Here is a 14,303-nt window from a genome sequence, read left to right as displayed (position 1 = left end):
AGGGCCGTCCGACCGCGGTGAACAAGACGTTCCGGGCGTTCGACCCACGCCAGGTCCTGCTGTTGCCGCCGTCGCTGGACGACTGGCTGCCCGAGGACCACCTGGCCCGGTTCGTCGCCGACCTGGTCGACGAGGTGCTCGACCTCGGGCCGGTCCTGGCGGACTACACCGAAAAGCGCGGCTACCCGCCCTACGACCCGCGGCTGATGGTGCGGCTGCTGATCTACGGATACACCACCGGGGTGCGCTCCTCACGGGCGATCGAGCGCCGCCTGGCCGACGACGTCGCGTTCCGGTTCCTGGCCGCCGGCCAGGAACCGGACTTCCGCTCGATCGCCCGGTTTCGCCGCCGCCACCTCGATGCGCTCGCCGGTCTGTTCGCCCAGTCGCTGCACCTCGCGACCAAGCTCGGCATGGTCAAGATGGGACGCGTCGCGCTGGACGGCACGAAACTTGAGGCCAGCGCCTCCAAGCACAAGGCGATGAGCTACGGTCGCCTGGTCGACAAGGAAGAACGCATCGAGGCCGAGATCGCACAGCTGGAGGCACAGGCCCAGGCCCTGCTGGCCGACGCGGAGGCCATCGATGAAGCCGAGGACCACGCCTTCGGCGTGGACGGCAAGGAGACGGACCTGCCCGCCGAACTGGACCGGCGTGAGAAGCGCCTGGCGAAGCTGCAGGCCGCCCGCACGCAGATTGAGGCCGAGGCCGCTGACAAGGCCCGCAAGCATGCCGAGGACAAGGAACGCCGCCGTCAAGAGCGCGCCGACATCCACGACGGGCAGGCCGTCACCAGCGCCGGGGAGAAGGCCGCCAAGGCGGCACGCCCCAAGCCGAAGGCGCAGGCCAACTTCACCGACCCCGACTCGCGGATCATGAAGAACAGCGACGGCGCCTACATCCAGGCCTACAACGCCCAAGCCGTCGTCGACGAAGAACACCAGGTCATCACCGCCGCCGACGTGACGACAAACCCTTCGGATGCGCTGAACTACACCACGATGCTCGACCAGTCCGCCGCCAACACCGGCGTTCATCCCAAGCAGGCCCTGGTCGACGCCGGCTACTGCTCCGAGACCAACCTCGAAGCAGCGCGAGAGCGCCATCTGGCCTGCGGCACCGACACCTTCATGGCCACCGGCCGGCTGACCCACGACGAGCAGGTCCCGCCCGCACCGCGCGGACGCATACCCAAGGACGCCACACTCAAAGAGCGCATGGCCCACAAGCTGCGGACCAAGCCGGGCAAGGCCGCCTACAGCCGCCGCAAGGCCATCGTCGAACCCGTCTTCGGACAGATCATGACTTGCCAGGACGGCCGCCAGCTCCTCCTGCGCGGCGAGGACGGTGCCCGTGGTGAATGGCGACTGCTGGCGGCCTGCCACAACCTTCGCAAGATCTTCCGACACGCCGGGACCGCCGGGCTCGCCGGCCTGACCGGGTAACCCACCAGGCCTCCCCGGCCACACCACGAGCCCTGCACCTGGCAGACCCCCACCGAAGCCCCACAGACCCCGACAGGCCCTCCGCAACCGATCCGCCGACCACAGAAGCCGAGCCGCTTGCTCGTTACTGACCCACGCTCCTAGCCGGCACCTTCCCCGGCCAGCTGCTGGCCCTGTGCCACCGGCTCGCCGGTGGGTTCTTCCGTCGCGGTCTCGCTGGGTGTGGGTTCGACCGGGTCCGGCGGCGGCTCCTCGCCGCCGGTGCCGCCCGATCCCCCGGCGCCTCCCGGGCCGCCCGGTGCCGTGGACACGGTGGGCTTCGGGTCGGTCGTCGCCCCGCCGGTGCCGGCGCCGCCGGTGGTGGTGGCCGCGCCGCTGCCGGAGGCGCCCGACGGGCTGCTGCTCAGGCCGCCGCCCGGCTCGCCGGCGGACCCGGCGGACTGCCGCGGCACCGCTGCCGGGCTGCCGGAGGGCGAGGGGACGCCGGCGACGACCTCGGCACCGGCGGGGGCGGAGGGGGCCTCGGAGGGTCCGGGGGTCTCCTCGGCGGTGTCCGCCTTGTCGTCCGCCGGCCCGGGGATGAGGAGCGACGGCGCGTTGGAGTTGCCGCCGATGAGGGCGACCACGAGGGTCACGGCATAGCCCGCGCAGACGAGCGCCAGCACCCATCCGATACGGCGGAACTTCTTGCTGCGACGGCCGCTCTCGTCGACGAACACGGGCCCGTCGGCGTCTTCCTGAGGGGCCTCGGGGTTCATCCGGGCAGCCTGGAGATTCCTGAACTCCACGCTGTCGATCTGGATCGTGACCTCGTTGGGGTCATGACTGTGCCCTATTCGGGACTTTTCTTGCCTGTTTTCCACTGCTGTACGCTCTTCCCCCACTGAACGGAGAGGTGGGAGCGCCGGCGGAACCGGACGCCTGCCGTCGGACCGGGCCCCCTAAACCCGGGCCGAGCACCCCTACCACGTTGCACCCGGACCACGAATGTAGCGCACGCGGCTGACGACCGGGCCGCGGAGTCAGGTGTTCCGCGCCATAGCGGCCCGGTCCTCGTCCGGCAGCCAGCCGTCCGGCGGCACGTCCAGCCACCCTCCCGACGCGGCGAGTTCGGCCATGACGGAGCGCAGCACGCCGAGGCCGGCGTGGCTCAGCCCGCGCCGCCGGACCAGCGAGACCGGTGACAGCGGCACGGGGTCGACGAGCGGCCGGACGACCATGCCCGGCACGGGGAGGAACTCGGTGCTCGCCAGCACCGACCAGCCCTGTTTGCGCACCACCCGGACGAACTCCTCCTGCCCCGCTATCTCGGGGAAGGGAGCCGCCATGCGTATTCCGCGGCCGGCGAAGAGCCGGGCGGCGAGGTCCGTCCACTCCGCGGTGGCCGCGTTGCCCGCGCCGGCGTACAGGGTCTCCCCTTAGGTTCTAGTGGTCGTCGCAACACCCCAGCTCAAGGGGTGCGATGGACTTCGAGATCCGCAAGGTGCGGACCGCGCAGGGGCCTGTGAAGCTGCGCCGGGAGCGGGAGGCATACTCCCGGCTCGTGCAGCAGGGATACAGCAACACGGAAGCCTGCCGGATCGTCGGTGTTGACCGGCGAACCGGCAACAAGTGGCGTAACGGCCGCAGCGCCGACCGTCGGCAGAAGGCGGCACCACCGATTTCCGCGGTGGCGCCGCCTTCCGGCACGTCCAGGTACCTGCGCGAGGAGGAGCGGATCCACATCGCCGACCGGTTGCGGGAGAAGGCCACGGTGCGGGCGATCGCCGCGGAGCTGGGCCGCAGCCCGTCCACGGTCAGCCGGGAGATCCGCCGCAACCGAACGGACGGCGCACGCGGCCGGTGGCACTACCGCCCTCACGCAGCCCAGGCCCGCGCCGATGCACGCCGGCCCCGCCCCAAGAGCCGCAAGATCAGCGAGAACCCCGAGCTTCGGGCCGCTGTCCAGGCAATGCTGGACGAGAAGTGGAGCCCGGAGCAGATATGCCACGCTCTGCGGGCACAGTTCCCCGACCGGCCGGAGATGCACGTGGTCCACGAGACCGTCTACCAGGCCCTCTACGTCCAGGGCAGAGGCCAGCTGCGGCGCGAGCTCGCAGGCGCCCTGCGCTCCGGGCGGGCCCGCCGCAGGCCGCAGAGGCAGGCGAACTGCCGCCAGCCGCGTTTCACCACCCCGATGGTCATGATCAGCGAACGGCCCGCTGAGATCGAGGACCGGGCCGTGCCCGGTCACTGGGAGGGCGACCTGATCATCGGCAAGGACGGCAAGTCCGCGATCGGCACCCTGGTCGAACGCGCCACCCGCTACGTCATGCTCCTGCACCTGCCCGGCGACCACGGCGCCGAGAGCGTCCTGACCTCCCTGACATCCACCGTCCAGACCCTGCCCGCCCACCTGAAGCGGTCCCTGACCTGGGACCAGGGCAGTGAGATGGCCCGGCACGGCGAGTTCACCCTCGCCACCGACATCCCGGTCTACTTCTGCGACCCCGCCAGCCCCTGGCAGCGCGGCTCGAACGAGAACACCAACGGCCTGCTGCGGCAGTACTTCCCCAAGGGCACCGACCTGTCGGTCCACACCCCCGCGCACCTGGCCGCCGTCGCCGACCAGCTCAACCGCCGCCCACGCAAAACACTCGGCTGGGAAACCCCAGCCGAGCGCCTGCATAAACTGCTCACGGCCTGATCAACACAACCACGTGTTGCGACGACCGCTAGAAACCGCCCCCCGGCCAGGGCGTCCACCGGCACCGCGTCGAGCGCCGCGAGCGGATGGGCGTCGTGGAGCAGTACGGCCATCCGCTCGTAGCGCACCGGCTCGTGGGCCAGTTCGGAGCGCAGCGCCGCGTCGATCCCGGCGATCCTGCCGAAGGAGACGTCGAGCCGGCCGGCGACGATCTCCGCGGCCGCGCCGGTGAGCCCGCTGAGGTAGCGGGCCACGAACTCCAGGCCGGGGGCCGCGCTGCGGGCCTCGCCGAGCACCCGGTGGGCCGTCCCCACCGGGGCGCCCACGTCGACGAGCAGCGGCCGCTCCGTGTCGGCGAAGGCGGAGGCCAGGGCGTCGTGGGCGTCCAGCACCCGCCGTGCGTACGGCAGCAGCCGCTCGCCCTCGGCGGTGAGCCGCACCTGCCGGGTGGTCCTGACGAAGAGCTCGGACCCCACCGCCCGCTCCAGCCGCCGGATGTCGCGGCTGAGCGCCTGCTGGGCGACGTACAGCCCGGCGGCGGCCCGGGTGAAGTGCAGTTCGGCGGCGACCGCGAGGAAGGCGCGGAGCAGACGGGGTTCGAGGTCCTGGGGCACCCCGAGAACTTACAACAGGAGTGCGTCAATGGGGTCCGAACAGGTGTTGGACCCCTGAGGGGCTCCGACCTGAACCTTGATCCATGCCACAGTCGAACTCACCCCGAATGACCACGTCCGGCGGGACCCTGGTCCTGGTGTCCCGGAAGCGGGAGCCGGACCCCACCCGGCCGCCGGGCCCGTACCGCCGGCTCTTCGCCGTCCCCGGGGCCCGGGCCTTCACCGCCGGGAACCTCCTCGCCCGGCTGCCCATGGGCATGTTCAGCGTCAGCGCCGTGATCATGATTGCGGGGCAGCGCGGCTCGTACGCCCTCGCCGGCGCCGTCACGGCGACCGGCCTGGCCGCCACCGCGATCGTCGCCCCCTGGACCGCGCGGCTGGTCGACCGCCACGGGCAGGCCCGCGTCGCCGTCCCGGCCACCGTGCTCGCCGTGCTCGGCTCACTCGCCCTGGTGCTGTGCGTCCGTCACAACGCCCCCGGCTGGACGCTGTTCGCCGCGTACGCCGCGACCGCCACGACGCCCAACACCGGCGGGATGTCCCGGGCCCGCTGGGCGCACCTGCTGAAGGACGACCCGGCCGCCCGGCACACCGCGAACTCCTTCGAGCAGGCCGCCGACGAGCTGTGCTTCATGCTCGGGCCGGTGCTCGCCGCCTGGCTCTGCGCGGGACTGTTCCCGGAGGCCGGGACCCTGGTCGGGGCGGGGCTGCTGCTGACGGGCGTGGTCCTGTTCGCGGCCCAGCGGTCCACCGAGCCGCCCGTGCCGGACAGGACCGTGCGGCCCCGCTCCCCGCTGCGCACACCCGGCATGGTCCCGATGCTCGCCGTCTTCCTCGCCACGGGAGCCGTCTTCGGCTCGACGGAGGTCGTCACGATCGCCTTCGTGGACGGTCCGGCGGCGGGTGCGGTACTGGCCCTCCAGGCCGCCGGCTCGTGTCTCGCGGGCCTCGCCTACGGCCGGGTCCGCCGTACCGCCCGGCTGCGGACCTGTCTGGCCGCGATGACGGTCCTCATGGCTCTGCCGCTGCTCGCCGCGGCCGGCACGGGCTCCCTGCTCGCCGTCGCGGGTGCGCTCCTGCTCGGCGGAATGGCGACGGCGCCGACCATGGTGACCGGCATGACCACGATCCAGCGCATCACCCCGTCGGGGCAGCTGAACGAGGGCATGACCCTGGCCGTGACGGCGCTGCTCGGCGGGATCGCGGCCGGTTCGGCGGCGGGGGGCTGGACGGTGGAGCACGCGGGCGCGGCCCCCGGCTACGCGATCCCGGTCACGGCGGCCGCCCTGGCCCTGGCCCTGGCGCTGCTGCCGGCCCGCACGACGAAGGCCCGGCTGTCATGACAGCCGGGCCTCGCCCACATGGGGTGCGGTGTCCGGGGGCGGGCCCCCGGATGTTCCACTGGTGGAGATGGCGGGAATCGAACCCGCGTCCAACGGTGCGGAATCAGGGCTTCTCCGTGTGCAGTCCGCTGCGATTTTCTCGGCCCCGGAGATCACGCGGACAAGTCTCCGACGGGCTCAGTCACTGTTTGTTTTCCCTCTACACCCCGTGACCGGGCCTAGAGGTTCAGTTCCCTAGCTGATGCCAGGATCCGGGTCGGGAACAGCCCCGGGCTGACACTTCGCAAGTCGCTACTTAGGCAGCGAGGGCGAAGGAATCGCGCTTGGTGTTGGCGATTATTGGTTGCGACATATGGTTTACGAGATCATTGCCGCTTCCTCGACACGCTTCCCCTGCTTCGACAGCCGCTGTCGAAACCGATCATCCCCATGTTGTTTTTTCAAAACCCGCCCCCTCGGGGAGGGCAGGAGCCATCGTACGTGACCAACGCACGACCGTGCCAGCGTATTCCGTCCGTCGGGCTCAGGCCCGCTGCCGCCGCCGCGCCGCGGACATCGCCCGGTCGGCCTCGCGGCGGTCCTGCTTCTCCCGCAGGGTCTGCCGCTTGTCGTACTCCTTCTTGCCCTTCGCGAGGGCGATCTCGACCTTGGCCCGGCCGTCCTTGAAGTACAGGGCGAGCGGCACGATCGTGTGCCCCGTCTCCTGGGACTTGGACTCCAGCTTGTCGATCTCCGCCCGGTGCAGCAGCAGCTTCCGCTTCCGCCGGGCGCTGTGGTTGGTCCAGGTGCCCTGGCTGTACTCCGGCACGTGGACGTTGTGCAGCCACGCCTCGTGGCCGTCGATGTGGACGAACCCGTCCGCCAGCGAGGCCCGTCCCTGACGCAGCGACTTCACCTCTGTGCCCATCAGCACGAGACCGCACTCGTAGGTGTCGAGGATGTGGTAGTCGTGCCGCGCCTTCTTGTTCTGCGCGATCAGCTTGCGCCCTTTTTCCTTAGCCATAGTGCGGTCATTTTCGCACTACGACCCCGCCCCGAGGCCACTCAATACCGTCTGGGCCCGCTCCTCCGCCCGCTCGCTCACGGCCAGGTCGGGGGTGATGCCCCGACCGTCGACGTCGTGACCGGACGGGGTGCGGTAGTGACCGACGGTGAGCTCGGCGACGGACCCGTCGGGCAGCCGCTCCGGCATCTGCACCGACCCTTTGCCGAAGGTGCGGGCACCGACGGTCACGGCGCGACCGCGGTCCTTGAGGGCGCCCGTGACCAGCTCGGCCGCGCTCATCGTGCCGCCGTCCACGAGGGCGACGACGGGGCGCTCGGTGTCCCCGCCGGGCCGGGCGTAGAGGGCCTTCTGCTCGCCGCGCACGTCATACGTGGCGACCAGCCCTCCGTCCAGGAAGGCGGACGCCGCCGTGACGGCCTCGGAGACCAGACCGCCGCCGTTGCCCCGCAGGTCCAGCAGGACCCCGGCGCCCTCGGGAGCCGACTCCACCGCCTGCCGCACCCGCTCCCCGGCGCCCTTGGTGAAGGCGGCGACCTTGATCAGCACGGCCTCGCCGCCGAGCTTGCGGACGGTGACCGCCTCGGTGGCGAGCCGGGCCCGCTGCAGCGTCCGGTCCCAGGTGCGGTCACCGCGCTGGAGACCGAGCACGACGGACGAGCCGGCGCCGGCGCTCTTGCCGTCACCGCGCAGCAGCCGGACCACCTCGCTGACCGGCCGGCCGTCTATCCGGGCGCCGTCGACCGTGCGCAGCTGGTCGCCGACGCGGATGCCGGCCCTGTCGGCGGGACCGCCGCGCTGCAGGCGGGCGACCTCGACCCGGCCGTCGGCACCGCGCCTGGCCCACAGGCCGACACCGGTGTACGAACCGTCGAGGGCGCGCGCGAACTCCTCGTACTCGCCCTTGTCGTACACGGCGCCCCAGCGGTCCCCGCTGCGGCTCACGACCTCTTCCGCGGCCTTGGCGCCGGACTTGCCGTCCGCGGCGGCCTCGGCGGCGGCCCGCGCGATCTCCTCGCGGTCGACCGTGGCGGCGGCGGCCCGCACGCGGGGCTCGGGCGGCTCGCCCTCACCGCTGGGCAGCAGGCCCGTCGCGGAACCGGTGACGAGGGCGCCGGCGAACACCAGCGTCAGGACCGCCCCGTGGCGCAGGCCACGGGGCACCTTGGGTGATCCGGGGCCCAGCATGGCGCCCACTCTAGGACAAGCGAAGGGCGCCGTAGGGTCGTTGACCCGTACGGCGCCCGGGGCGCTCGTCACACCTTCAGGTACTTGCGCAACGCGATGAAAGCGGCCATGGAGGGCATCAGCAGCCCGATCACGAGGACGAGCGGCAGTACCGCTATCACGGCGTCCCAGCCGATGAAGTTGACCAACGGCATCTTCTCGGAGAGGGCCAGCCCGCCGTCGATGAGGAAGTACCGGCCGACCAGGAGCATCACGCAGGCGACCAGACCGCCGAGCAGACCGGCGAAGGCGGCCTCCATGATGAACGGCATCTGGATGTAGAAGCTGGACGCCCCCACGAGACGCATGATCCCCGTCTCACGCCGGCGGCTGAACGCCGACACCCGCACGGTGTTGACGATCAGCATCAGGGCGATGACGAGCATCAGCCCCATGACGAAGAGGGCCGCGACGTTCATGCCCCGCATCATGTTGAAGAGGTTCTCCAGGATGCCGCGCTGGTCCTGGATGGACTGGACGCCGTCACGGCCGGCGAAGGCGGTCGCCACGACCTTGTACTTCTCCGGGTCCTTCAGCTTGACCCGGAACGACTCCTGCATCTGGTCGGGCGTGATGACGGTGGCGATGGCCGTGTCGCTGTACTGCTCGCGGTAGTGCTTGTAGGCCTCGTCGGCGGACTCGTGGTGGACCTTCTCGACGATGCTCATGTCCGCGAGGTCGGACTTGATCTGCTCCCGCTGCTCGGCGGTGACGGCACCCTTCGAGCACTTCTCGTCCGTCTCCGCGTCGTTCTTGTTGCAGAGGTAGATGGAGACGTTGACCTTGTCGTACCAGAAGTCCTTCATGGTGCTGACCTGTTCACGCATGAGCAGGGCGCCACCGAAGAGGGCGAGCGACAGGGCCACGGAGACGATCACCGCGAAGGTCATCGTCAGATTGCGGCGGAGACCGACGCCGATCTCCGACAGTACGAACTGGGCGCGCATGGCGAGTGTTTCAGCCTTTCCTCTACCTGCTCAGTACCTGCTCAGTGCTGGTAGCCGTAGACACCGCGCGCCTGGTCGCGTACGAGCCGGCCCTGTTCGAGCTCGATGACGCGCTTGCGCATCTGGTCGACGATGTTCTGGTCGTGGGTGGCCATCACCACCGTGGTGCCGGTCCTGTTGATCCGGTCCAGCAGCTTCATGATGCCGACGGAGGTCTGGGGGTCGAGATTGCCGGTCGGCTCGTCGGCGATCAGCAGCATGGGGCGGTTGACGAAGGCCCGGGCGATCGCCACGCGCTGCTGCTCGCCTCCGGAGAGCTCACCGGGCATCCGGTCCTCCTTGCCGCCGAGACCGACCAGGTCGAGGACCTGGGGAACGGCCTTGCGGATCTCACCGCGCGGCTTGCCGATGACCTCCTGCGCGAAGGCCACGTTCTCCGCGACGGTCTTGTTCGGCAGCAGGCGGAAGTCCTGGAAGACGGTGCCGAGCTGCCGGCGCATGTGGGGCACCTTCCAGTTGGACAGGCGCGCGAGGTCCTTGCCGAGGACGTGCACCTGGCCGTGGCTGGTGCGCTCCTCGCGGAGGATCAGCCGCAGGAAGGTCGACTTGCCGGAACCGGACGAGCCCACGAGGAAGACGAACTCCCCCTTCTCGATCTCCAGGGAGACGTCGCGCAGGGCTGGGCGGTTCTGCTTGGGATAGCTCTTGGAGACGTTGTCGAATCGGATCACGAGTGCACCACGGTCGGCCGGGAGTATGTGTGCGTGACCATACGCGAACGAGGATGGCGCGTGCAGTCACCGCCCGGAGTTGCGCGATTTGTCGGATGGATACCCCTCGCTTGCCGCGCACCCGAGCCTCCCGGAAGGGGTGTGACCCGACGGGGCGCGCCGAATCGCTCGCGAGCTGGCACAGTGGTACCGGGAACGGATGCGGTTCCCGGAGCGTTGCGCGGAGAGACACGCGGAGAACCGCCGAGGAACGCTGAGAGAACGGACTCCGCCGGCGGCTCCGCCGCGCGGGAGGAGGAGAGCGCATGACCTACGACCGACTGGTGTGCGCCAACTGCGCCGCGCCCGTCGCGGAGGGCCGCTGCCCCGTCTGCCGGGCCAGTCGCGAGCGCCTGCAGCAGCAGGGCCCCTTCGCGGGCCTGAACCCTGTGGCGCTGGTGGCGCTGCTGGTGGTGCTCGTGGCGGCGCTGGCCCTTCTGGCGCACCAGACCGCCTGACGGGCCGGCCGGAGCCGGACCAGGCGCCGAAACCCCACGGGAACGCACGGGATCACACGGGATCACACGGGAACGCACAGGGGCCCGAGAGCCGACAGGCTCCCGGACCCCTGTCACAAGTTGTGACGGATCACTACCGTGCGTCACATCCGATCGCGTGGATCGAGGACGAACAGGCCCGATCAGACAGCGGCGCGGCCGCCGACGAGGCGGGGCAGCATACGGAAGCCGATGCCGCCGGCGATCATCGTCGCGGCGCCGACCAGCAGGAACGTGGTCTCGGCGGCGCCGGTCTCGGCCAGCTCCTCCTTGGCCTTGCCCTGCTCGACCGGCTGGGAGCCGGCGGAGTCGGTGTCGGTGTTGTCGGCGCACTCGGCACCCTCGATGCTCACGGTGCAGCCGTCGGAGCCGCCGTCGCCGCCACCGGTCGCGGCGGAACCGCCGGTGGTCGCGGAGCCCTCGGTGGAACCGCCCTGGTCACCGCCGGTGGCGCCGCCGGAGTTGGCGTTACCGCCCGAGTTGGCGTTACCGCCGGAATTGGCGTTGCCACCGGAATTGGCGTTGCCACCCGAGTTGGCGTTACCGCCGGAATTGGCGTTACCGCCGTCGGTCGCACCACCGTCCGTGGCCCCACCGTCGGTCGCACCACCGTCGGTCGCACCACCGTCGGTCGCACCACCGTCGGTCGCTCCACCGTCAGTGGTGCCGCCGTCGGTCACTCCACCGTCGGTCGCTCCACCGTCCGTGGCTCCACCGTCCGCGGCTCCACCGTCCGTGGCCCCGCCGTCGGTCGCACCACCGTCAGTGGCCCCACCGTCGGTCGCACCACCGTCGGTCGCACCACCGTCAGTGGTGCCGCCGCTCGTCTGACCGAGGCTGGTCCCGGCGTCCTCGCCCTCACGGATGCCGAGACCGATCTCAGCACCCTCCTGCGTCACCTCAGCGCTGACGCCCAGGTCACCGGCACCGAGGGCCTGCGCCGCGCCCGCAGCGGTCAGGGAAGCACCGGCGGCGATCACCGCTCCGGCGGCTATCCGCGCGACGCGAACCCGCGTCTTCTTGGTCATCTGTTGCTACCCCCAGTAGCTGATTCGTTTGTAGTGCAGCGTCAGGGGCGGTGACCGCTCAGGGTCGCGCTTCCGCTTCCCCGCTCACACCCGCCCCACAGGTACGCATGCCGCGCGCCAGCCTTCCCAGTTTCCGCGGACGCGTCAAGTTTCATTGCTCGTGCGATGCCCGAAATAAGGCCAGTTGACCGAGGTGGGGCGCATAACTGTGACGTAAGAGGGGAACTACGCCTCGCCTGCGGCCGGTTACCTTGTCGACAAAGCGAGACGTCGGCGGATTGCCGCTTCCCGCCCGCGAATCACGGCAACGACAACCGCGGTCACGCAGGGTTGCACGGATGGGCCTTGAGGGAGCCGACGAAGGCCGTCCAGGCGGACGCGCCGAAAACGACGACGGGACCACGGGGGTTCTTGCTGTCCCGGACGGGGACGCGGGTGGGGCAGGAGTCGTTGACTTCGACGCAGTCGCCGCTGCTGCCGCCGCTGTAGCTGGACTTGCGCCACATGGCGGCGGCGTCGGGGACGACCTGCTCATGACTGTGCATGCTCGTACTCCTCCGCGACAGACCTGATCAGAGCCAGGGACTCGCGGTGCGAGAGCGCGTCCCCCAGTGCGTGATCGTATGCGACCTGGCAATCGCGCACCACGGAAGGGACTTCGAGCACTCGCCCCGTCTTCAGGCCCTCCACGTACGCGACCGGTGGCAGATCGTCGAACCACATGAGCGAGACGAAGCCCTCCACCAGGGCGTGGAAACCGGCCGTGAAGGGGAGCACATGCACTCGGATGCGATGGCTCTCGCCCAAGTCCGCAACGTGCCTGAGTTGTTCGCCCATGACGTCCGGACCACCGATGGGACGACGCAGCACCGCCTCGTCCAGCAGCGCCCAGAACACCGGAGCGTGGAAGTCGGCCAGGATGACGGAGCGTTCAAGGCGTGTCGCGAGCAGTCTGTCGCGCTCCTCGGCCGTCTTGGCCGGAAAACCGGACCCGAGCACCTCCCGGGCGTACGCCGCCGTCTGGAGGACGCCCGGAACCAGCTTCGGCGCGTACTCCCGGATCACCTTCGCCCGGCGCTCCAGCTCCAGCGCCTCCGCGAAGTGCTCCGCGACCTTGCCCTCCTTCAGCGACGGCAGGAAGCGCTCGAAGAAACCACCGCTGTCCAGCACGCCGTCCAGCCGCCGCGCGTCCTCGACATCCGGCCTGCGCCTGCCCGCCTCGATGTGCGCGATGTGGGTGCGGGACATGACCACGCGCCGGCTCAGCTCCTCCTGGGTGAGACCGGCCGCCTCACGACGGCGCCTGAGCTCCACGCCGTACGTCTCACGGGACTGCGGGTTGTCCTCGATCGCCACGCCCAACTCCCCCGGTGCAGAGTCGCCGTCACCTCGCGGCGGCCACTACCGAGCGTAGAGCAATCGACATCGCTCCGTGACCGGAACCGGTCGACGGGCCGTGCGGACCCCGGTGTTGGGCGGAAGGGGCGGAGACCGGCCCGGCGCGACAGGCGGGGGAACGTGGCGCGCGCCGGGCCGGCCATGAGCCCCCGCATCCGCTGCGGAGGCCTGGGAGGGGCGACCGGCCCGCGCCCTCGTGGGCGCGGGTCGGCCGCCCCGGCGGCCGGGACGTCCTCAGGTGACGGGCGCGGGCCCGTTCACCGGCCGTCCGTCAACGGCCTGCGGGATGGCAGGCGCTCACACGCTGCTTGCCGTGCCCGCGCTGCTGAAGCATCCCGACGGCGTGGAGATGGAGCTGCCGGTTCCGGCGCAGCCGACGGTGCTGCCGGGCGAGTGGGCCGCCGGCAGCACCTCCAGCTCCGGCGCCTCCTGATCGAGGCGCAGGTCGAGTACCGGGCCGGAAGCCGGGGTGATGTCGTTCATGTTCTTCTCCTGTACGAAGGTCCGTGTGTGGGGGGTCCGCCGGGCCGACGGCGGCGGCCTGTCCTCGGAGCCGCCTCGGCTCGACGGGGGCGGCGAGCGGCGCTGGTCCGTCGCCGTTCCGTCGTCCTGCTCAGTGGCTGCTGGCGGTCGACGCGCTGCTGATCGAGGCGGCGGGGCAGGACGCGCAGCTGATGCTCCCCGCGCTGCCGAGGGTGCTGCCCGGGGCGTAGCCGGCCGGCAGCACCTCCAGCTCGGGGAGTTCGCGCTCCAGCACGAGTTCCAGTACGTCGGTGTCGGGCAACCTGTCCATGCGTCTCCTTGCTCGTTACTCGTGTGACCGGCGTGTCCGCCGGCTCGTCTGCTGGGGCCGACCGGGATCACGCGCCCCGGCCTGCCGTGGTGGGGCGGGCTACTTGGAGCTCAGGGTGCTCGCGGTCCCCCAGGTCATGGCCGGGCAGGAACCGGAGCCGACGGTGGCGGCGCAGGACACGTTCCCGGCCGAGTACTCCTCGGGGAGCACCTCCAGTTCGGGCATCTCCTGGTCCAGACGCAGGTCGAGGTCGTTCATTGCGGTCTCCTGTCGTGTCGAGGTGGTGCGGCTCCGGGGTTCCGGAGCCGCGGTCGGGTCCGTGCGGACGGATACGGACGATCCGTGTCAGCCGGCGCTGCTGGCCGAGCCGACGCTCCCGATGGAGCCCGCCGGGCAGGAGAAGGACCCGGCCGTGCTGGCAGAACCGGCGCAGGAGCCCGCGGACCGGGTGTCGGGGAGCACCTCGATCTCGGGGTGCTCCTGCTCGATGCGCAGATCGAGTTCGTTCATCACGCTGTTCCTTTCGTGATCTTCACGCTGCGGCCCCGGACG

16 protein-coding genes, 1 other RNA gene and 2 pseudogenes are annotated in these 14,303 nt (G+C 70.8%); 4 read left to right on the top strand and 15 right to left on the bottom strand.

Annotated elements, in window-relative coordinates:
* Nucleotides 1–17: 17 nt before the first annotated feature.
* Nucleotides 18–1,445, top strand: a complete 1,428-nt coding sequence (locus tag FEF34_RS23810; RefSeq protein ID WP_456114791.1) for an IS1182 family transposase — start codon at nt 18–20, stop codon at nt 1,443–1,445.
* A 140-nt stretch (nt 1,446–1,585) separates the two neighbouring features.
* Here the strand turns inward: FEF34_RS23810 and FEF34_RS41420 are convergent, their stop codons facing one another.
* Both FEF34_RS41420 and FEF34_RS23800 read right to left on the bottom strand, forming a co-directional pair.
* Nucleotides 1,586–2,308 (bottom strand): hypothetical protein, encoded by a 723-nt coding sequence (locus tag FEF34_RS41420; RefSeq protein WP_171053066.1) that lies wholly within the window; start codon nt 2,306–2,308, stop codon nt 1,586–1,588.
* 159 nt (nt 2,309–2,467) lie between these two features.
* Nucleotides 2,468–2,863: pseudogene (locus FEF34_RS23800) on the bottom strand (LysR family transcriptional regulator); the annotation flags it as partial.
* Between the two features lie 44 nt (nt 2,864–2,907).
* Here FEF34_RS23800 and FEF34_RS23795 point away from each other — a divergent pair.
* Nucleotides 2,908–4,131, top strand: a complete 1,224-nt coding sequence (locus tag FEF34_RS23795; RefSeq protein ID WP_138051393.1) for an IS30 family transposase — start codon at nt 2,908–2,910, stop codon at nt 4,129–4,131.
* Here the strand turns inward: FEF34_RS23795 and FEF34_RS23790 are convergent.
* Nucleotides 4,080–4,745 (bottom strand): annotated as a pseudogene (locus tag FEF34_RS23790) (LysR family transcriptional regulator); the annotation flags it as partial. The gene FEF34_RS23795 and the pseudogene FEF34_RS23790 overlap by 52 nt on opposite strands.
* Nucleotides 4,746–4,828: 83 nt before the next feature.
* Here FEF34_RS23790 and FEF34_RS23785 point away from each other — a divergent pair.
* Nucleotides 4,829–6,088: an MFS transporter gene (locus FEF34_RS23785; RefSeq protein ID WP_407698302.1), complete on the top strand. Its 1,260-nt coding sequence runs from the start codon at nt 4,829–4,831 to the stop codon at nt 6,086–6,088.
* 59 nt (nt 6,089–6,147) lie between these two features.
* Here FEF34_RS23785 and ssrA read toward each other — a convergent pair.
* The 5 genes from ssrA to ftsE all read right to left on the bottom strand — a co-directional run bounded on the left by ssrA (nt 6,148) and on the right by ftsE (nt 9,996).
* Nucleotides 6,148–6,517, bottom strand: a transfer-messenger RNA (tmRNA) gene (ssrA, locus tag FEF34_RS23780).
* Nucleotides 6,518–6,611: 94 nt separating this feature from the next.
* Nucleotides 6,612–7,091, bottom strand: coding sequence for an SsrA-binding protein SmpB (smpB, locus tag FEF34_RS23775; protein ID WP_109293916.1), 480 nt, complete (start codon nt 7,089–7,091; stop codon nt 6,612–6,614).
* Nucleotides 7,092–7,109: 18 nt separating this feature from the next.
* Entirely contained in the window at nt 7,110–8,279 is a 1,170-nt protein-coding gene (locus FEF34_RS23770) for a S41 family peptidase (protein ID WP_171053065.1), read from the bottom strand.
* Between the two features lie 68 nt (nt 8,280–8,347).
* Nucleotides 8,348–9,265 carry a permease-like cell division protein FtsX gene (gene ftsX / locus FEF34_RS23765; protein WP_138054953.1) on the bottom strand — a complete coding sequence of 306 codons (918 nt, stop codon included), beginning with the start codon at nt 9,263–9,265 and terminating at the stop codon, nt 8,348–8,350.
* A 41-nt stretch (nt 9,266–9,306) separates the two neighbouring features.
* Complete coding sequence (gene ftsE, locus FEF34_RS23760; protein ID WP_093660379.1) at nt 9,307–9,996, bottom strand: cell division ATP-binding protein FtsE; 690 nt, start codon at nt 9,994–9,996, stop codon at nt 9,307–9,309.
* 305 nt (nt 9,997–10,301) lie between these two features.
* On the opposite strand from ftsE, the gene FEF34_RS23755 reads away from it, so the two are divergent.
* The gene (locus FEF34_RS23755; protein WP_138054952.1) at nt 10,302–10,493 is read left to right on the top strand and encodes a hypothetical protein; all 192 of its coding nucleotides are present in this window, start codon (nt 10,302–10,304) and stop codon (nt 10,491–10,493) included.
* Nucleotides 10,494–10,675: 182 nt separating this feature from the next.
* Here the strand turns inward: FEF34_RS23755 and FEF34_RS23750 are convergent, their stop codons facing one another.
* The 7 genes from FEF34_RS23750 to FEF34_RS23720 form a co-directional block, all read right to left on the bottom strand.
* Complete coding sequence (locus FEF34_RS23750) at nt 10,676–11,560, bottom strand: calcium-binding protein (protein ID WP_138054951.1); 885 nt, start codon at nt 11,558–11,560, stop codon at nt 10,676–10,678.
* A 320-nt stretch (nt 11,561–11,880) separates the two neighbouring features.
* Nucleotides 11,881–12,105: a DUF397 domain-containing protein gene (locus FEF34_RS23745; protein WP_138054950.1), complete on the bottom strand. Its 225-nt coding sequence runs from the start codon at nt 12,103–12,105 to the stop codon at nt 11,881–11,883.
* The gene (locus tag FEF34_RS23740) at nt 12,092–12,916 is read right to left on the bottom strand and encodes a helix-turn-helix domain-containing protein (protein ID WP_138054949.1); all 825 of its coding nucleotides are present in this window, start codon (nt 12,914–12,916) and stop codon (nt 12,092–12,094) included. Before FEF34_RS23740 ends, FEF34_RS23745 begins: the two co-directional genes overlap by 14 nt.
* A gap of 339 nt (nt 12,917–13,255) precedes the next feature.
* Nucleotides 13,256–13,441 (bottom strand): thiocillin family RiPP, encoded by a 186-nt coding sequence (locus tag FEF34_RS23735; RefSeq protein ID WP_138054948.1) that lies wholly within the window; start codon nt 13,439–13,441, stop codon nt 13,256–13,258.
* Nucleotides 13,442–13,571: 130 nt separating this feature from the next.
* The gene (locus tag FEF34_RS23730) at nt 13,572–13,751 is read right to left on the bottom strand and encodes a thiocillin family RiPP (protein WP_138054947.1); all 180 of its coding nucleotides are present in this window, start codon (nt 13,749–13,751) and stop codon (nt 13,572–13,574) included.
* Nucleotides 13,752–13,850: 99 nt separating this feature from the next.
* On the bottom strand, nt 13,851–14,009 hold the full coding sequence (locus FEF34_RS23725) for a thiocillin family RiPP (protein ID WP_138054946.1): 159 nt from the start codon (nt 14,007–14,009) through the stop codon (nt 13,851–13,853).
* A gap of 87 nt (nt 14,010–14,096) precedes the next feature.
* Nucleotides 14,097–14,261, bottom strand: a complete 165-nt coding sequence (locus tag FEF34_RS23720; protein WP_138054945.1) for a thiocillin family RiPP — start codon at nt 14,259–14,261, stop codon at nt 14,097–14,099.
* Nucleotides 14,262–14,303 lie beyond the last annotated feature (42 nt).

The organism is Streptomyces marianii (assembly GCF_005795905.1).
Taxonomy (GTDB): Bacteria; Actinomycetota; Actinomycetes; order Streptomycetales; family Streptomycetaceae; genus Streptomyces; species Streptomyces marianii.
This window is presented reverse-complemented; position numbering and strand designations above follow the sequence as displayed.